This is a genomic window from Hydrogenophaga sp. (genome assembly GCF_018780075.1).
GTDB lineage: Bacteria > Pseudomonadota > Gammaproteobacteria > Burkholderiales > Burkholderiaceae_C > Hydrogenophaga.
In genome coordinates, this window is the sequence record NZ_JADMKB010000072.1 from 1 (window position 1) to 18,559 (window position 18,559).

Annotated in this window: 14 protein-coding genes; 4 read left to right on the forward strand and 10 right to left on the reverse strand. The window is 66.4% G+C overall.

What is annotated here, in order from left to right:
* Positions 1–101: 101 nt before the first annotated feature.
* Positions 102–1,511, reverse strand: coding sequence for a DUF2130 domain-containing protein (locus IV088_RS13795; protein ID WP_291102948.1), 1,410 nt, complete (start codon positions 1,509–1,511; stop codon positions 102–104).
* Positions 1,512–1,552: 41 nt separating this feature from the next.
* Positions 1,553–4,618, reverse strand: a complete 3,066-nt coding sequence (locus IV088_RS13800; RefSeq protein WP_291102950.1) for a transglycosylase domain-containing protein — start codon at positions 4,616–4,618, stop codon at positions 1,553–1,555.
* A gap of 134 nt (positions 4,619–4,752) precedes the next feature.
* Between IV088_RS13800 and IV088_RS13805 the strand changes: the two genes are divergently transcribed.
* Positions 4,753–7,035: a penicillin-binding protein 1A gene (locus IV088_RS13805; RefSeq protein WP_291102951.1), complete on the forward strand. Its 2,283-nt coding sequence runs from the start codon at positions 4,753–4,755 to the stop codon at positions 7,033–7,035.
* A gap of 210 nt (positions 7,036–7,245) precedes the next feature.
* Here the strand turns inward: IV088_RS13805 and IV088_RS13810 are convergent, their stop codons facing one another.
* The 4 genes from IV088_RS13810 to IV088_RS13825 form a co-directional block, all read right to left on the reverse strand.
* Positions 7,246–8,223, reverse strand: coding sequence for a nitronate monooxygenase family protein (locus tag IV088_RS13810; protein ID WP_291102953.1), 978 nt, complete (start codon positions 8,221–8,223; stop codon positions 7,246–7,248).
* 89 nt (positions 8,224–8,312) lie between these two features.
* The gene (locus IV088_RS13815; RefSeq protein WP_291102956.1) at positions 8,313–10,103 is read right to left on the reverse strand and encodes an acyl-CoA dehydrogenase; all 1,791 of its coding nucleotides are present in this window, start codon (positions 10,101–10,103) and stop codon (positions 8,313–8,315) included.
* Positions 10,104–10,184: 81 nt separating this feature from the next.
* Positions 10,185–11,117, reverse strand: a complete 933-nt coding sequence (locus IV088_RS13820; RefSeq protein ID WP_291102958.1) for an electron transfer flavoprotein subunit alpha/FixB family protein — start codon at positions 11,115–11,117, stop codon at positions 10,185–10,187.
* Between the two features lie 11 nt (positions 11,118–11,128).
* Positions 11,129–11,878: an electron transfer flavoprotein subunit beta/FixA family protein gene (locus IV088_RS13825; RefSeq protein ID WP_291102979.1), complete on the reverse strand. Its 750-nt coding sequence runs from the start codon at positions 11,876–11,878 to the stop codon at positions 11,129–11,131.
* A gap of 362 nt (positions 11,879–12,240) precedes the next feature.
* On the opposite strand from IV088_RS13825, the gene IV088_RS13830 reads away from it, so the two are divergent.
* The 3 genes from IV088_RS13830 (at position 12,241) to IV088_RS13840 (ending at position 15,126) form a co-directional block, all read left to right on the forward strand.
* Positions 12,241–13,257 (forward strand): TRAP transporter substrate-binding protein, encoded by a 1,017-nt coding sequence (locus IV088_RS13830; RefSeq protein ID WP_291102981.1) that lies wholly within the window; start codon positions 12,241–12,243, stop codon positions 13,255–13,257.
* Positions 13,258–13,336: 79 nt separating this feature from the next.
* The gene (locus tag IV088_RS13835) at positions 13,337–13,837 is read left to right on the forward strand and encodes a TRAP transporter small permease (RefSeq protein WP_291102983.1); all 501 of its coding nucleotides are present in this window, start codon (positions 13,337–13,339) and stop codon (positions 13,835–13,837) included.
* Complete coding sequence (locus tag IV088_RS13840; RefSeq protein ID WP_291102986.1) at positions 13,834–15,126, forward strand: TRAP transporter large permease; 1,293 nt, start codon at positions 13,834–13,836, stop codon at positions 15,124–15,126. Before IV088_RS13835 ends, IV088_RS13840 begins: the two co-directional genes overlap by 4 nt.
* 8 nt (positions 15,127–15,134) lie before the next feature.
* On the opposite strand, the gene IV088_RS13845 is transcribed toward IV088_RS13840, so the two are convergent.
* The 4 genes from IV088_RS13845 to IV088_RS13860 all read right to left on the reverse strand — a co-directional run bounded on the left by IV088_RS13845 (position 15,135) and on the right by IV088_RS13860 (position 18,552).
* Positions 15,135–16,448 carry a mechanosensitive ion channel domain-containing protein gene (locus IV088_RS13845; RefSeq protein WP_291102988.1) on the reverse strand — a complete coding sequence of 438 codons (1,314 nt, stop codon included), beginning with the start codon at positions 16,446–16,448 and terminating at the stop codon, positions 15,135–15,137.
* Positions 16,449–16,593: 145 nt separating this feature from the next.
* Positions 16,594–17,379: an enoyl-CoA hydratase gene (locus tag IV088_RS13850; protein ID WP_291102990.1), complete on the reverse strand. Its 786-nt coding sequence runs from the start codon at positions 17,377–17,379 to the stop codon at positions 16,594–16,596.
* Positions 17,376–17,588, reverse strand: a complete 213-nt coding sequence (locus IV088_RS13855) for a hypothetical protein (protein ID WP_291102992.1) — start codon at positions 17,586–17,588, stop codon at positions 17,376–17,378. The genes IV088_RS13850 and IV088_RS13855 overlap by 4 nt, the downstream gene beginning before the upstream one ends.
* A gap of 10 nt (positions 17,589–17,598) precedes the next feature.
* Positions 17,599–18,552, reverse strand: a complete 954-nt coding sequence (locus IV088_RS13860) for a histone deacetylase family protein (RefSeq protein ID WP_291102994.1) — start codon at positions 18,550–18,552, stop codon at positions 17,599–17,601.
* Positions 18,553–18,559: the final 7 nt, after the last annotated feature.

An 18,559-nucleotide genomic window follows, 5' to 3' on the forward strand; every position in this document is an offset into this window, starting at 1 on the left:
GTCAGCGTGTGTCATCGGCACGCCTGCGCGGGAGGGCGTCCTACAACCCTTAACTAAACAGTCTCTGGAACAACCCAGATCATTCGGCCCGCTCCCTCGCCCTACCCGCCCCCCGAAGGCCCCTGATCCTTCAACTCGGCGAACTTGGCCGCCATCGTCGGGTTGCCGCGGGTCAATTTTTTGATCGTCACGTCCTGCGCCTTGTCGTTGGCCAGGCGCAGGTTGCGGTCGGCGCCGAGCAGGGCTTCCTTGGTCTTTTGCAGGTGGTCGATCGACTTGTCGATCTCTTCGATCGCGGTCTGGAAGCGCCGGGAGGCCAGGTCGTAGTTCTTCGCGAACGCGCTCTTGAAGCCTTCGAGCTCGCCCTCGAAGTTCGTGATGTCGATGTTCTGCGCCTTGAACAGCGCCAGCTCCGACTTGTATTTGAGCGAGTTCATGGCCGCGTTGCGCAGCAGCGTGATGATGGGCAGGAAGAACTGCGGGCGCACCACGTACATCTTCGGGTAGCGGTGGAACACGTCGACGATGCCGGTGTTGTAGAGCTCGCTGTCGGGTTCGAGCAGGGAGACCAGCACGGCGTATTCGCAGCCTTTCTCGTTGCGGTCCTTGTCGAGTTCTTTCAGAAAGTCTTCGTTCCGGTTCTTGGTCGCGGTGCGGTCGCCCTCGTTCTTCATCTCGAACATGATCGAGACGATCTCGGTTCCGGCTTCGTCGCTGTCGCGAAAGATGTAGTCGCCCTTGCTGCCGCTGCGCGCGTCGTTGTCTTTTTCGAAGTAGGCGCGCGGGAACGCGGTCGCCCGGATGCGGTTGAACTCGGTCTCGCAGTGCTGTTCGAGGGTCTCGCCGATCATCTTGGTCGACAGGCGTGCCTTCATGTCGCGCAGCCGCTCGATGGCGTCGTCGCGGTCCTTGATCTGGGTCTCGTACTTGTCCTTGAGCGCCTGCTGGGCCAGCTGCTTTTCCAGCGCCGCGCGCTCCAGCCCGCTTTTGAGTTCGTCGCGCTCTTTCTCGACCGCGCTGAGGGCTTCGGTGATCGCGAGCCGCTGCGCGACGGCGGTGGCGTCGACCTGGGCCTTCAGCGCCTGGATCTCGGCGTCTTTGCTGGCGGCGGTTTTTTGCAGTTCGTTCACGAGCCTGGCGGCGGCCAGATCGGCGGTGGCCTGCTGGTCGCGCCGGCTTTGCTCCAGCTCGTTGGCGAGCGCGTCGCGCTGTTTTTCCACGGCGCTCAGGGCTTCGGCCACGGCGAGTTTGCGCGCGACCTCGCCGGCATCGAGCTGGGCCTTCAGCGCCTGGATTTGTGTGTCCTTGGCCGCGGCGGCCGTCTGCAACGCGCTGGTGACCTTGGTGGTGGCGAGCTCGACGGCGTTGCGCTTGTCCCGCTCGGCCAGTTCCAACCGCTCGTGCAGTTGCTGCTCGAAGTCGCTGTCGCGCACCTGTTTGAGGATGTCGGCGTAGCCGGCTTCGTCGATCTTGAATGCTTTGCCGCAGTGGGGGCAGATGATGTCGTGCATGGTGGAACCAATATACCCATGTCCGAGCGCTGCGGTTCCGGTCAGGGCGGCGCGGGCGGGCAGGCGTTGCCGGTGGACGTGTCCAGAAACGGCATCAGGATCGGCGCCATCGAGGTCAGTATCTGCACCGGCAGGCCGGAGGTGAAGTGGTAGCGCGCGGCGTCCGGCCCGACGACATAGGCGGTGAGGCTGCCGAAGTAGCGCGGCCCCAGGTGGAACACGAAGGTGGCGGTGCGGTTGAGCGCGAGCGTGGCGCGCCCGCGCACCACCACGCGGTTGTCGCCGGTGCCGGTCTTGCCGCCCGGTGACAGGTCGTCACCGCCCTCGGTGCGAAAGCTGCCGGACAGGCGGCGTGCGGTGCCCCGCTCCACCACCTCGGACAGGGCCTTGCGCAACGCCCGCGCGACCGCCGGTTCCATGACGCGCTCCCCCTGGACCGGCGTGGGGCCCAGCGCGGTGGCCCAGGGCGTGCCGTCGGCCAGGTGCACGCCGTTGATGAGGCGGCTGGGCAGGCGCACCCCGTCGTTGACGATGATGCCCATGAGCTCGGCCAGCGCCGCGGGGCGGTCGCCCGAGCTGCCCAGGGCCGTTGCCAGCGAGGGCACAAGGTGGCCGAAGGGATAGCCCAGCCGGGCCCAGCGGCTGTGGATGTCGAGAAAGGCCTCGACTTCGAGCAGGGTGGCGATGCGGTTGTCCTGCGCGCTCTTGACGCGGGTGCGGAACAGCCAGCCGTAGACGGCCTGCCGCTCTTCGGCGCTGTCCTTCAGCGCCTGGCTCAGGCTGGCCTCGGGGTGCTGCAGGCGGTAGGCCACCAGCCAGAGTTCGAGCGGGTGCACCCCGGCCACATAGCCCCGGTCGGGCAGGTCAAGCGTGCCGGGCGCGAAACGGCTGTGCAGCCGCGCCACGCGCGTCGCGTCGGGTGCCTTCTCGCCCAGGCGCTCGCGCAGGAAAGCCCCCAGCGCGTCGGCGCTGGCGTCGGGTTCGAGGTAGCGGAACACGGCGGCCAGCCGCTCGGGCGTGGGGCGCAGCCCGTCGAGCAGCAGGGCGCGCAGCTCTGCGGGCTTGCGCTGGTCGGTCTTGCGCCAGAAGCGGCGCAGGAAGGTCTGACCCTCGCGATCGGCGAACCGGGCGAGGTAGGCGCCACGGCGGGGGTCGTCGTCGTTATCGAGCAGGCGTGCGGTGCTGCCGGGCACCTGGTACATGGTGTGGCGCACGACCTCGCGCAACACGCGCACGAAGGGCAGGTTGATCGAGGCCTGCATGGCCTCGCGCACCGTCGGCGACCGCCGGTTGTCGTCGGCGTTGAAGTTGTTGAAGGTGTGCAGGCCACCGCCGGTGAAAAATTGCTCGCCCGGATCGGCCGAGAAGCGGCGCTCCAGGGACGCTTCGAGCATGGCATCCAGGCTGCGGTCGGGGCTGGTGGTCAGGTGCTGCACGGCCCAACGGGTGAGCGTGTCCTGCCGGTCGACGGCGGTGCTGCGCAGGGCCTTGGGTTCCAGCGAGGCCAGGCGCGCGTGCAGCCCGGCGACCAGCTCCAGGTAGGTGGCCAGCACGCGCAGCTTGGCGGTGGAGCCGAGTTCGAGCTTGCTGCCTTCGTTGATGTCCAGCGGCTGGTTGGTGGTGTCGGTCTGCACGCGCACCAGGTTGCCCTCAGCGGTCCGCTCCAGCAGGGTGAAGCTGTAGCGCACCGCGCCCAGCGAGGCGGGTTGCAGCAGGCGCTCGCCCATGAGCCCCTGCGAGCGGGCGAACGCCGGGTCGCCGAGGCGGCCGAGGTAGCCGCCGACGGCGTCCTGCAGGCCGCCATGCAGGGTGGTGTCGAGGCGGGCGTCGAGCCGATCGAGGGTGTAGAGCGAGGTGCCGAGCCACCCCGCCAGGCGGCCGCGCGCGGCGGCGCTGCCTTTGCCCGGGCTGGCGGGCACCCGCGGTGGCTGGCGGACCATGTCGCGGAACACCAGCCGCTGCTGCAGCGCCGCGTCGCGCCAGCCGGGATCGACGATGCCCTCGGCGGCGAGCAGGCGCAGGTAGGCGTCGGTGGTCTGGTCGAGGTCTTCGCGGCCCTGCGCGAGGTACCACGACGGCCGCCGGTGAGCCACCATCAGGGCCACGACCTGGCGCAGCACCTGGGCCCGCTCGGCGGGGTCGCCGGCCAGGTCTTCACCGGGCATCAGCAGCGAGCGGGCGCGCTGAAAGTCGGTCCCGAACCAGACCCACAGACCATCCCCCAGCCCGTGCACCTCGCCATGCCGGGGCGCGGCCGACAGCGGCACGGTGTTCAGGTAGTCCAGCAGGATCTGGCGACGCACCGGCAGCGTGTCGGCCCCTTGCCGGTAGGCGCGCACGGAGGCCGACGCCATCTGGCGCAGCTTCTCGCGGGCGCTGTGCGTGATGCCGTCGGGCGAGTGGCGGTATTTTTCGATCTGCGTGGCCAGGGTGCTGCCGCCGGGCGTGTCGAGCTCGGGGTCGATGCGGCTGCCGAGTTGCCCGATCACGGCACGGGTGAAGCGCACCCAGTCCACCGCGGGGTTCATCTGCGGCCGGTCGGCGTCCAGCAGCTCGCGGTTTTCGATGAACAGCAGGGCCTGCGTGACCAGCGGCGGCACCTGATCGAAGCGCTCGAAGGCCCGGTACGGGTAGTGGAAGGCGTAAACCGGCTCCCGGCGGCAGTCAAACACGGCCAGCCCGGCCTGGCCTTTTTCGGCGTAGGGGGCGTACAGCCCGCGCTCCAGGTGGGCCTGCAGGGCCGGGCTCTGGCGCACCTGCTCGGTGATGGCAAAACCGCGCGTCTCCAGGCGGTCCACGAAGCCCGGGATGCCGGTGTAGCCCAGGCGCTGGTCGAACGGGCCGTGCGCCGGAAAGCGCACGCGGTCACTGGCCCCTGGCTCGGTCTGGTAGGCCAGATCGGCGGCATAGCGGGTCAGCATCCGGGCCTGCAGACGGGAGGTCTGGGCCTCGTGCCCCAGCAGCCAGGCACCCCCGGCCAAGAGCAGGGCAAGCACCGCCAGACCGACCGCCATCCGGCGACGGCCCAGACGCCATCCACGCCCCGGCTCGGGGTTGGAAGGGCTGGAGACCGGCGGACCGCTCTCCTTCATGGTTTCTTCTGGCATGGAGGGCTCCATGTGCTGCACCGCAGCAATTGTGTGCCATCGGACGCAGTACCAGTGTGACGGCGATCATGATGGCACATTCGGTTACGCCCGGTTCATCTCCGGCACACCGGCCAACCGGATAATCCGGGTCCATGTCTTTGCCCCTATCGCGCCGCCTGCTCGTCAGCCTGGTGTTCGTTGCCCCCGCCCCGCTGCTGCTGACTGCACCCGCGGTTCACGCGTCCACGTTCGACCTGCCGCCCATCGACAAGATCGTCCACTACCAGCCCAAGCTGCCGCTGCAGGTGTTCACGGCCGACAACGTGGAGATCGCGCAGTTCGGCGCCGAACGGCGCGACTATGTGCCGCTGGCGCGCACCCCCAAGCTGTTGCAGGACGCGGTGCTCGCCGTGGAAGACGCGCGCTTCCGCGAACACTCGGGGGTGGACCCCAAGGGCATGGCGCGCGCCGCGCTGGCCATGCTGACCGGTGGTCGCAAGCAGGGGGCGAGCACCATCACGCAGCAGCTGGTGCGCACCATGCTGCTCACCCGCGAGCTCTCGGTGGAACGCAAAACCAAGGAGATCCTGCTGGCCTTCAAGGTCGAAGACGCGCTCAGCAAAGACCGCATCCTGGAGATCTACCTCAACGAAATCTTTCTGGGACAGCGCGCCTACGGCTTTGCCGCCGCGTCGCAGATCTACTTCGGCAAGCCGATGAACCAGCTGAGCGTCGCTGAAACCGCCATGCTCGCCGGCCTGCCGCAGAACCCCTACTACGCCAACCCGGTGGCCAACCTCGAGCGGGCCACGCAGCGCCAGCGCGTGGTGTTGCAACGCATGCACGTGGTCGGCGTGATCAACGACGCCCAGCTGGCCGCCGCGCGCAACGAAAAGATCACCCTGCGCACGCCGGGCCAGACCAGTGTGGACGCGGCGCACGTGGCCGAGATGGCGCGCCAGGCCGTGGTGGACCGCTTTGGCACCGAGGCCTACTCCAGCGGCATCAAGGTCTACACCTCGCTGCGCGCGGCCGAACAGCGCGCCGCCCACGCCGCGGTGCAACGCGGCGTGCTCGCGCAGGACCGGCGCAACCCCTGGCGCGGCCCTGAGGCGCAGGAAGACCTGCCCAACGGCGACGGGCCCGAGATCGAGCGTGCGGCGGCCGAGATCCTGAAAGACCACCGCGACGACGACACCCTGCGTTCGGCGGTGGTGCTCTCGGCCAGCGCCAAGGCGGTCGATGCCCAACTGGCCACCGGCGAGCGCGTTCGCGTCACCGGCGAAGGCCTGCGCTGGGCGCAGGCGGGCCTGGGCCCGAAGGCCAAGGCGGCGCTCAAGGTGCAGCGTGGCGCTGTGCTGCGCCTCGTGAAGACCGACAAGACCTGGGCCATCTCGCAGTGGCCCGACGCCGAGGCCGCGCTGGTGGCCCTCGATGCGCGCAGCGGTCGCGTGCGCGCGCTGGTGGGTGGTTTTGACTTCACCCGACAGCCCTTCAACCACGTCACCCAGAGCTGGCGCCAGCCCGGCTCGGCCTTCAAGCCGCTGCTCTACTCGGCGGCGCTGGAAGAGCGCGTGATGCCCGCCACGCTGGTGGACGACTCGCCCTTCACCGCGCCCAACGGCTGGAGCCCGGGCAACGCCAACGGTCAAAGCGGTGGCCCCATCACCGTGCGGCAGGCGCTGGCGCAGTCGAGCAACCTGGTGAGTGTGCGCGTGTTGCAGCACACCGGTACCCAGCGCACCCGCGACTGGGTCGCCCGCTTCGGGCTCGACGCCGCCAAGCAGCCCGACAACCTCACGATGGCGCTGGGCACGGGGCAGGTCACGCCCATGCAGATGGCCCGCGCCTACGCCACGCTGGCCAACGGCGGCTGGCGCGTGGAACCGCTGCTGGTGGAACGCATCACGGACGCCCAGGGCAAGGTGCTTTTTGAAGCACCGCCGCCCGCCCCGCTGACCGAAGACAACCGTGCCGTCCCCGCGCGCAACGCCTACGTGATGGGCAGCCTGCTCAACGACGTGACGCGCGTGGGCACGGCCGCGCGCGCGCAGACCCGGCTCAAACGCAGCGACATCTACGGCAAGACCGGCACCACCAACGACGTGTTCGACGCCTGGTTCACGGGTTACCACCCCAGCGTGGCGGCCGTGGTCTGGCTCGGCCACGACAAGCCGCGCAGCCTGGGTGACCACGAATCGGGCGGCCGCCTGGCACTCCCGATCTGGGCCGACTACATGACCACCGCGCTCAAGGGCGTGCCGGTCAGCCCGCAGGGCGAACCACCGCCGGGCCTGGTGCGGGTGAACGACGACTGGCTCTACAGCGAGTGGGCCAACGGCGGCGCCGTGACCGCCATCGGCGACAGCGGCGCCACCGAATATGCCGGCCCGCCGACGCTGATCGACGCCATCCGGGATTTCTTCAAACCATGAAGGGAAACACCCCTGCGGCGCTTCGCGCTACCCCCTGAATGGGGCGGCACTGGCCGTCCGGCAAAGCCGTCCCGGCGATGCCTTGGGCTGGGCTGCTTCATGCGTCGCGGTACGCGCTCCGGCGCCATGAAAGAACGGCACCGATGGGCTCTTTGAGTGATCCATAAAAAAAAGCCGGCCATCGAGGCCGGCTTTTTTCGCGTCGAAAACTCAGCCGCCGCAGATGCGCGCCTTGGCCTCGGCGTATTCGCGCTTGAAGCGGGCCACCAGATCGGCCGCCGGCATCACCTCGCGGATCGCGCCGATGCCCTGGCCGCAGCCCCAGATGTCTTTCCAGGCCTTGGCGGCGTTGGCGCCTTCGCCGGTGGAGAAGTTCATCTTGCTCGGGTCGCTCTGCGGCAGGTTGTCCGGGTCCATGCCGGCGTTCTGGATGCTGCCCTTGAGGTAGTTGCCGTGGATGCCGGTGTAGAAGTTGCTGTAGACGATGTCGTCCGAGTTGCTCTCGGTGATCATCTGCTTGTAACCGTCCACGGCGCGCGCTTCTTCGGTGGCAATGAAGGCCGAGCCGATGTAGGCGAAATCGGCGCCCATGGCCTGCGCGGCCAGGATGGCGCCACCCGAGGCGATGGCGCCGGAGAGCGCCACCGGGCCGTCGAACCACTCGCGGATTTCCTGCACCATGGCAAACGGGCTCTTCACGCTGGCGTGGCCGCCGGCACCGGCCGCCACCGGGATCAGGCCATCGGCGCCCTTTTCGATCGCCTTGTGCGCGAACACGTTGTTGATCACGTCATGCAGCACCACGCCACCCCAACTCTGCACCCCCTTGTTCACGTCCTCGCGCGCGCCCAGGCTGGTGATGATGATCGGCACCTTGTACTTGGCGCACAACTGCATGTCGTGCTCCAGACGGTCGTTGCTCTTGTGCACGATCTGGTTGATGGCGAATGGCGCGGCCTTGTTGTCCGGGTTCGCCTGGTCGTGCGCAGCCAGCGCCTCGGTGATCTCGGCCAACCATTCGTCGAGCTGCGAAGCCGGGCGCGCGTTGAGCGCGGGCATCGCACCCACCACGCCGGCCTTGCACTGGGCAATGACGAGCTTGGGGTTGCTGATGATGAACAGCGGCGAGCCGATCACCGGGAACTGGATGTTCTTCAGCACCGGGGGCAGGTAGCGTTGGCGGGTCATGTGGTCTCCGTTGGGAATCTCAAAAGTACGCTGGATTCTGGTTCAGCCCATGCACAAGCCCTGTCACCGCAGCAACAGGGTCATGCATTTCAGAAGGACTCCACCGCCATGGATGTCACACCCTCTGCGCCTTCGCAGATGCTGTCGCGCACGCCCGGGGCGCGGCTCAGGATGTGGTCGGCGTAGAAGCGTGCGGTGGTGATCTTGGCCTGCATGAAGGCGGCGTCGGTGCCGGCGGCCAGCAGGTCTTCGGCCACCAGCAGCGCGCGCGCCAGCTGCCAGCCCGCCACCACATTGCCCGCGAGCATGAGGTAGGGCACGCTGCCGGCGAAGGCGGCGTTGGGGTTGCTGCGGGTGTTGGCGGCGATGAATTCCACCACGTCCACAAACGCCTGGCGAGCGGCCGTGAGGCGCTTGGCCACGGCGAGCGCGTTGGCGCTGCCGCGTTGCACCAGCTCGGCTTCGGTCTTCTCCATCTGTGCCGCGATGGCCTTGGCGTTGACGCCGCCGTCGCGCGACGTCTTGCGGCCCACGAGGTCGTTGGCCTGGATCGCGGTGGTGCCTTCGTAGATGGTCAGGATCTTGGCGTCGCGGTAATACTGCGCGGCGCCGGTTTCTTCGATGAAGCCCATGCCGCCGTGCACCTGCACACCCAGCGAGGTGACCTCCAGGCTCATCTCGGTGCTGTAGCCCTTGACCAGCGGCACCAGGAATTCGTAGAACGCCGCGTTGTCCTTGCGGGCATCGGCATCCGGGTGGTGGTGGGCCGCGTCGTAAGCGACCGCAGCCACGGCGGCCATGGCACGGCAACCCTCGGTGCTGGCGCGCATGGTCATGAGCATGCGCTTCACATCAGGGTGGTGGATGATGGGCGCTGCAGCGCTCAGCGAGCCGTCGACCGGGCGGCTCTGCACGCGGTCCTTCGCGTAGCCCACGGCCTTCTGGTAGGCGCGCTCGGCGATCGCGATGCCCTGCACGCCCACGGCGTAGCGCGCGGCGTTCATCATGATGAACATGTATTCGAGACCGCGGTTCTCTTCGCCCACCAGGTAACCCACGGCACCCCCGTGGTCGCCGTACTGCAGCACGGCGGTGGGCGAGGCCTTGATGCCCATCTTGTGTTCGATGCTCACGCAATGCACGTCGTTGCGTGCACCGAGCGAGCCGTCCTGGTTCACCATGAACTTGGGCACGACAAACAGGCTGATGCCCTTCACGCCTTCGGGCGCGCCGGTCACGCGGGCCAGCACGAGGTGCACGATGTTCTCGGCCATGTCGTGTTCACCGTAGGTGATGAAAATCTTGGTGCCGAACACCTTGTAGCTGCCGTCGGGCTGTGGCTCGGCGCGGCTGCGCACCGCGGCAAGATCGCTGCCGGCCTGCGGCTCGGTCAGGTTCATGGTGCCGGTCCAGGCGCCGCTCACCAGTTTTTCCAGGTAGACGGCTTTGAGCTCGTCGCTGCCAGCCGTGATCAGTGCTTCGATGGCGCCGTCCGTCAGCAGCGGGCACAGCGCGAAACTCATGTTGGCGCTGTTGAGGATTTCGCCGCAGGCCGCGCCGATGGTCTTGGGCAGGCCTTGGCCACCGAAGTCCACCGGGTGCTGCAGGCCCTGCCAGCCACCTTCGGCGTACTGCTTGAACGCCTCCTTGAAACCGGGCGTCGTGGTGACCTTGCCATCGTGGAAGGAAGACGGGTACTTGTCGCCTTCCCAGTTCAACGGCGCGATCAAGCCTTCGTTGAGCTTGGCGCACTCCTCCAGCACGGCCTGCGCGGTGTCCAGGCCAGCGTCTTCAAAGCCGGGCAACTGGGCCACCTGATCGAGGCCGGCCAGGTGCTGCATGTTGAACAACATGTCCTTGAGGGGTGCGACGTAACTCATTCGAATGTCTCCAGAGGTTCTTCGGGAAGTACAGATGCAACAAGGGCATCGCGAACGATGCCCTTGCCGGTGGTGCGGTGCTTACAGCGCCTTGGTCAGCTCGGGCACAGCGGTGAACAGATCGGCCTCCAGCCCATAGTCGGCCACCGAGAAGATCGGGGCCTCCGGGTCCTTGTTGATCGCCACGATCACCTTGGAGTCCTTCATGCCGGCCAAGTGCTGGATCGCCCCCGAGATGCCGCAGGCGACGTACAGCTGCGGCGCCACGATCTTGCCGGTCTGGCCCACCTGCCAGTCGTTGGGCGCGTAGCCCGCGTCCACCGCGGCGCGGCTGGCGCCCAGCGCGGCGCCCAGCTTGTCGGCCAGCGGGGTCATGATCTCGTTGAACTTCTCGGCGCTGCCCAGCGCGCGGCCACCGCTGACGATGATCTTGGCGGCGGTGAGTTCGGGGCGGTCGCTCTTGGCGATCTCGCTGCCCAGGAAGGTGCTCTTGCCGCTGTCGGCTTGCGCTGCCTGGGTTTCAACGGCAGCGCTGCCACCGGTGGCGGCGGCCGGGTCGAAACCGGTGGTGCGCACGGTGATCACCTTGGTGGCATCGCCGCTCTGCACGGTGGCAATGGCGTTGCCGGCGTAGATCGGGCGTTCGAAGGTGTCCGCGGCGATCACCTTGGTGATGTCGCTGATCTGGCCCACGTCGAGCTGCGCGGCCACGCGCGGAGCGATGTTCTTGCCGCTGGCCGTGGCCGGGAACAGGATGTGGCTGTAGCTGGAAGCGATGGCCAGCACCTGCGCGGCCATGTTCTCGGCCAGGCCGTGCGCCAGGTACTCGGCGTCGGCGTGGATGACTTTGGCGACGCCGGCGATCTGGGCGGCGGCGGCAGCGGCCGGGCCTGCGTTGTGGCCGGCGATGAGCACGTGCACCTCACCCCCGCACTGGGCGGCGGCGGTGACGGTGTTGAGCGTGGCGCCCTTGATGATGGCGTTGTCGTGTTCGGCAATGACGAGTGCGGTCATGTTGTTGTTCCTCAGATGACTTTGGCTTCGAGCTTGAGTTTTTCGACCAAGGTCGCCACATCCGGCACCTTGATGCCCGCACCGCGTTTCGGCGGCTCGCTGACCTTGAGCGTCTTGATGCGCGGGCTCACGTCCACACCGAGGTCTTCGGGCTTGACGATGTCCATCTGCTTCTTCTTGGCCTTCATGATGTTGGGCAGCGTCACATAACGCGGCTCGTTCAGGCGCAGGTCGGTGGTGACGATGGCCGGCAGCGTGAGGCTCAGGGTTTCCAGGCCGCCGTCGACTTCGCGGGTCACGTTCACTTTGCCGTCCACCACCTCGACCTTGTTGGCAAAGGTGCCTTGGGGCAGTCCCGCCAGCGCGGCGAGCATCTGGCCGGTCTGGTTGCAGTCGTCGTCGATCGCCTGCTTGCCCAGGATCACGAGGCCCGGCTGTTCCTTGTCCATCAGGGCCTTGAGCAGCTTGGCCACGGCCAGGGGCTGCAGTTCTTCGTTGGTTTCCACCAGGATGGCGCGGTCCGCGCCGATGGCCATGGCTGTTCGCAGGGTTTCCTGGCACTGCGTGACGCCGCAGGAGACGGCGATGACTTCGGTGACGACACCCTTCTCTTTCAGGCGCACGGCTTCTTCGACCGCGATCTCGTCAAACGGGTTCATGCTCATCTTGACGTTGGCCAGGTCCATGCCGGACTGGTCGGCCTTCACGCGCACCTTGACGTTGTAGTCCACCACGCGTTTGACGGGGACGATGACCTTCATATTCAGTTGCTCCAGATGATGGGGGGACAAACAAAAAACCGGGTGCCCGAGTTGACGTGCACGTCAATTCGGATTGTATGTCGGTGCTCGGACGGACGACGATTTTTCGGGTTCAACCAACGGGTCTAAAAAATCGAACGGTCGTGCTTTTTTGAGATTATAGAGCAAGGATCTGGATCATCCGGCTTCCCCGTGTTGCCGTCTGCCGTCGGGACGACAAAGCAAGGGATTTCCCTATTTCCCAACCGTTCGGTCGGCGAACTCGGGTAAGTCTGTAGGCTGGAACCACGGGTATTCGCCTATAGTGAAATCAGGTCCTGTATTTATATTTTGTAACCATATTCATCCCCCGGAGACCCTGCATGAAATTCCGCCTCGCCGCTTCGGCAGCCCTTTCAGCCACTCTGTTCATGGGCGCACCCGCCTCTGCCCAGACCGTGTTCTCCGCGTCCAGCTGGGTGCCTCCAACCCACACCCTGAGCGTGGCGCAGAAGGAGTGGTGCGATGCGCTCGAAAAGGAAAGCGCGGGCCGCATGAAGTGCAACATCCTGCCCAAGGCGGTTTCGGCGCCTCCCGGCACGTTTGATGCCGTGCGTGACGGTTTGGCCGACATCTCCTTCACGGTGGACGGCTACACACCCGGCCGTTTCGTGAACACCAAAGTGGCCGAGTTTCCTTTCCTCGGTGACGATTCGCGCGCCACGTCCATTGCCTACCAGCGCGTGTACACCAAGCACTTTGCGCCTCTGGGTGAACACCGTGGCGTGAAGGTGCTGGGCGTGTTCACACACGGCCCTGGCGTGATCTTCAACACCAAGAAGCCCGTGCTGTCCTCGGCCGACGCGGCCTCGCTCAAGTGGCGCATCGGCGGCGGCAACATCAACGACCTAACCAAGCTCATGGGCTGGAACACGACGCTGAAACCCGCCTCGGAGTCGTTTGAGATGTTGTCCACCGGCGTGATGGACGGCACCCTCTTCCCGGACGAGTCCATCGCTTCGTTCAAGCTCGGCATGATCAAGCACGCCACCACCTTCCCAGGTGGTCTGTACAACACCAGCTTCGTCTTCATGATGAACCCGGCCAAGTACGACGCCCTGTCGGCCCAGGACAAGGCGGTGGTGGACAAGCTCTCGGGCGAGTACGTGGCCTCACGATTCGGTGCCGGCTGGGACAAGGTGGACGATGCCTCCCGCGATGGCGCGCAGAAGGCCCAGGGCGTGCAGCGCGTGAAAGCGCCGGAGGCTTTCATCAATGAAGTGAAAGCCAAGCAGTCCCAGCTGGAGGACCAGTGGGCCGCCGCCGCCGAAGCCAAGGGCCTGAAGAACCCCAAGGGTGTGCTGGCCGAATTCCGGGCTGAGATCATCAAGGCGAAATAAACCCGACGCGCCACCCGATCGCCGGCGAGGCAGTGGTTCATACTGCCTCGCCGGTTTCGTTTTTCTGTACCCCATTCCCATGCTCAAGAACCTAGAAAAGCTGTTGCGCTGGTCCACCGGATTCATGGCGGCGGTGGCGCTGTTCACCATCATGTGGCTCACGCTCATCGACGTGACCGGCCGGAAGTTCTTTGACCATTCATTGCCCGGCGGCCTCGAACTCACCGAAATCCTCATGGTGATCGTGATCTTCGGCGCGTTGCCCCTGGTGTCGTTCGGTGGTGAGCATGTGGTGTTCGACTCGCTTGATCACCTGATTCCCCGCTGGATCAAGCGCATACAGAACCGCGCCATCGAGGCTATCAATGCGCTCACGTTTGGCGGCCTGGCCTGGCTCATGTCGCAGCGCGCGGAGCGTTTTGCCGAATACGGCGACACCACCGTCTACCTCCAGTTCTCCATCGCACCCGTGGCCTGGCTCATGGCGGCGCTGCTCGTCCTGACCGCCCTGGTGCATCTGGTGTTTGTTTTCATGCCACCCCCCGAACGGGACGACAACACGGCAGGAGCCGCGACATGACCGAAGCCGCGCTGGGTTTTGCCGCCGTCTTCCTGCTGGCGCTGTTGAGGGTGCCGCTGGCCGTGTCGATGTCGCTGGTGGGCATCGCGGGCCTGGGCTTGCTGCGCGGTTGGCCTGCGGCGTTTGCCAGCACCAGTCAGGTCATTTTTGAGACCGGCTTTCAATACGTGCTGTCGGTGATCCCTCTGTTCGTGCTCATGGGCAACTTTGTCGCCCGCGCCGGCATGGCCAGGGAGCTGTTCTCGGCGGCCAACGCCTTCGTGGGCCACAAACGCGGCGGACTGGCCATGGCCAGCGTGATTGCCTCCGGCGGCTTTGGCGCCATCTGCGGCTCGTCCATCGCCACCGCCGCCACCATGACCCGCGTGGCGTTCCCGGAAATGCGGGCGCACGGCTACAAGGACTCGCTGGCGGCCGGCGCCATCGGCGCAGGCGGCACCCTGGGCATCATGATCCCGCCGTCCACCATCATGGTGATCTACGGGATCATCACCGAGACGGATATCGGCAAGCTGTTCGTCGCCGGCATCCTGCCTGGCATCGTGGCCGTCGTCTGCCTTTGCCTGGCCGTGGTGTTCATCACCTGGCGCGACCCTTCGGCCGGTCCGCCGGCCGAGCGCACCAGCTGGGCCCAGCGCTGGACGGCGATCCGTGGCGTGTGGGGTGTGGTCGTGCTGTTTGCGCTGGTGATCGGCGGCATTTATGGTGGCGTGTTCACCGCCACCGAGGGCGCGGGTGTGGGCGCGGCGGGTGCCTTCATGTTTGCGCTGGCGCGGGGGGCGCTCACGCCGCGCGTGCTCACCGACATCCTGGTGGAGAGCGCGCGCACCACGGCCATGCTGTTCACGATCCTGATCGCGGCCATGATCTTCAGCAGCTTCGTGAACTTCACGTCGATGCCCGGCGACTTGCGCGACTTCATCCTGCAGTTCAGCCCCAATCCCATCATGGTGGTGATCATGATGATGGGCATCTACATCGTGCTCGGCCTGGCCATGGAAGAGCTGTCGATGGTGCTGCTGACCATCCCGGTGTTCTTCCCGGTGATCACGGCGCTGGGGTTTGACCCGGTGTGGTTCGGCATCCTGATCGTGACCATCGTGGAGATCGGCATGATCTCGCCGCCGGTGGGCATGAACCTGTTCGTGATCAACAGCCTGCTGCCCGATGTGAAGCTCTCCACCATCTTCCGGGGCGTGTGGCCCTTCGTGACGGCCGATGTGGTTCGCCTGGGCATCCTGATCGCCTTCCCCGCGATCTCCCTGTGGCTGCCCAGCCTGATGAAATGACCGCTTGATCAGGCGCGGGGTTCAGGCGCCGGACCTGGCTTCATGTGCACGATGCGTTGAGGGTACGGGATCTCGATCCCGTTGCCCCGCAGCGATTTGAGGATCGCCATGTTGATGTCGGAACGCAGGTTGAGCTGCCCGTTTTCCGGATCGGCGATCCAGTAACCCAGCGTGAACTCCAGTCCGTCGGCGCCGAAGGCCGACAGGGCCGCGCTCGGCGCCGGATCGCGCATCACGCGCGGCTGGGCGAGCGCCGCGTCGGTGAGCAGGCGGCGCACCAGATCCACATCGCTGTCGTAGGCCACCGACACCACGGTGGACTGCCACACCCGCGCATCGGCCAGCGACAGGTTTTCGACCCGGTTGGTGATCAGGATTTCGTTGGGCACGATGGACTCGCGCCCTGTGGTGGAGCGGATCAGGGTGTAACGCGCCTTGATGTCGCTGATGCGCCCCTCGAAGTTGTCCACCTTCACGTTGTCGCCGATGCGCATGCTGCGCTCGGCCAGGATCACGAAGCCACTCACGTAGTTGGCCGCCAGCTTCTGCAGGCCGAAGCCGATGCCCACGCCGATCGCGCCACCGAGCACCGACAGCGCGGTCAGGTCTATGCCCACGGTGGTCAGCGCAATGATCAGGCCCAGAAACATGAGCAGTGCGCGCATGGCGTTGCTCACCGCCTTGCGCAGCGAGAGATCACCACCCACGGCCGATCGCAGCAGGCGGCTCTCGATCGCGGCGGAGACCCAGAGGCTGAGGATGAGCACGGCACTCGCGGTGAGTGCACCTTCGATCAGGGTGCGCAGGCTCAGCACCGAGCCACCGATCTTCCAGGTGATCTGGTCCAGTTCGTTGAGCACCACTGGCAGCAGGCCGCTGACCCACAGCACCATGGCACCCCAGGCCACCCAAGAGATCGTGCGCTCCAGCGGTTTGATCCAGGTGGCCAGGGGAAACGCCACCTGCAACACCTTCACGCCCACACGGATCGCCACCAGCGACACCAGCACCGGAATCGCCACCCTGAAAACCGCGAGCGGCAGCTGCTGGGACAACAGGCTGCGCGCGATGTAGGCCAGCGTGAGCAGCAGCAGCGGGAACATCACGCCATCAAAAAGACGGTGGCCAAACAGCACCGAACTCTTTTCGTCCTTCATGCCCAGGGCCCGCCGCAACACGGCGGACAGTCCCCAGGCCAGGAGCACGCAAGCGGCCAGTGCGGCCAGTTCGGCACCGACCGTGGGTTCGGTGAAGCCGGCGAGCCAGCCCTGGAAGTCGTCGATGGGCGGCGGGGTGGGGGTGAGGGTCGAGGTGGAAGTCATTCGATGTCACTGAAAGAAAGGGGCCGTTGGAATGGGGCCGAAAGGGGCCGGTTCCCGCCACACCGCGGAACCGCCTGCCGACAGGACGGGTCGCAGGCGTGGTCCCTCGGGGGTGTGCGACTGCGCGCGGCGGGCCAGCGGCAGCCTACCAATGCGGCGCGCGCTTCTCGATGAAGGCTTGCACGCCTTCCTGCGCCACACCGTGCACCATGTTGCAGGCCATCGTCTGGCCAGCCAGCTGGTAGGCCGACTCCATGCCGGTTTCCAGTTGACGGTAGAACAGGGCCTTGCCCATGGCGATGGCTTCGCGTGGCTTGGACAGGATGCGGTCGACAAGCACAGCGACTTCGGCGTCCAGCGCGTCGGCAGCCACCACCCGGTTCACCAGCCCACGCGCCTTGGCCTCATCGGCGGTGATGAAATCGCCCGTCAACAGCATTTCCATCGCCTGCTTGGACCCCATGTTGCGCGACAGGGCGACGCTGGGCGTGGCACAAAAGAGGCCGACGTCGATGCCGTTCACACCGAAGCTCGCCTCCTGCGCCGCCACCGCCAGATCACATTGCGCCACCAGCTGACAACCGGCCGCCGTCGCCAGGCCGTGCACCCGCGCGATCACCGGCACCTCCAGCTTGCGCACGCTCATCATCAATTTCGAGCAGGTTGCGAACAGCGCCTGGTAGTAGGCCAGTTCGGGACGCGCCTTCATCTCCTTGAGGTCGTGCCCGGCGCAGAAGGCGCGTCCGCTGGCGCCCGCCACCACCACACGGGCGGCCGGATCGGCCGCGACGGCATCCAGCGCGGCCTGAAAGGCCGCCATCATGGCCTCGGACAACACGTTGAAACTGCGCGGCGCGTTCAGCGTGACCGTGTGCACACCGCGTTGATCTCGGGTGTGAAGCAGGATGTCGGTGGAACCGTCTGGGGTCATGCGGGCATGGTCCTTTCTGCGTGCACGGGGCGGTGGATGTGTTCCTTGATCCAGGGCCACACCACGCTGTGCCCGCAAACATCGGGCGCCCGCTCGGCCGCTTCGGTCAGGAAGGCGTCGTCCAGATCGGAATCCCGGCGAATCCGCAGGTCGTGCAGTTCGGCGGCAAGCCCGCGCAAGCCCGGCAGGCGTTTCAGCATTTTTTTCATGATCACAGCATCAAACCCCTGCCAGCACCCGCAGGTGCGCCTCCACGCTGCGCGCCAGCGCACTCAGGTTGTAGCCACCCTCCAGGACACTCACGATGCGCCCCTGGGCGTGGCGTTGCGCCACTTCCTTGACGCGCTCGGTGATCCAGGCGTAGTCGTTCTCCACCAGGCCCATCTGGCCCATGTCGTCTTCGCGGTGGGCGTCGAAACCGGCGCTGATGAAGATCAGCTGCGGCCTGTGCGCGTCCAGCCGGGGCAACCACATCATGTCGATCAGTTCGCGCACGTCCATGCCCTTGGTGTAGGCCGGCACCGGCAGGTTCACGAGGTTGGCCGCCGTCGAGTGCTCCCATGGCGGGTAGAACGGGTGCTGGTAGAAGCTGCACATGAGGATGCGTTCGTCGCCGGCCACGATGTCTTCCGTGCCGTTGCCGTGGTGCACGTCGAAGTCGATGATCGCGACCCGCTTCAGGCCGTGGCGCTCCAGCGCGTACTTGGCGGCCACCGCCACGTTGTTGACGAAGCAGAAACCCATGGCCTGATGCCGCGTCGCGTGGTGGCCGGGCGGGCGCACGGCGCAGAAGGCGTTGACCATCTCACCGGCCAGCACCGCGTCGGTGGCGTCGATGGCGGCACCGGCCGCCATCAGGATCGCGTCCCAAGAGTGGATGTTGATGGCCGTGTCGGGATCGATCTGCGCGTGCGTGGGGCCGCCGGCGGCAATTTCGTCACGAAGACCGTCACTCAGGCCCCGGATCGCGGCCAGATGCATGCGACCATGCGCCAGTTCCAGATCGGTCAGCGAAGCGGCGGTGGCTTCGCGCCGCTCCAGCGCGGTGTCGAGCCCGGTGATCAGCAAACGGTCCTCGATGGCATCGAGCCGGGCGGGGCATTCGGGGTGCCCGTTGCCCATCTCATGTCTCCAGCAATCCTTGTGGGTGAAATAACCTGTTGCCTGGCTCATCAGATTT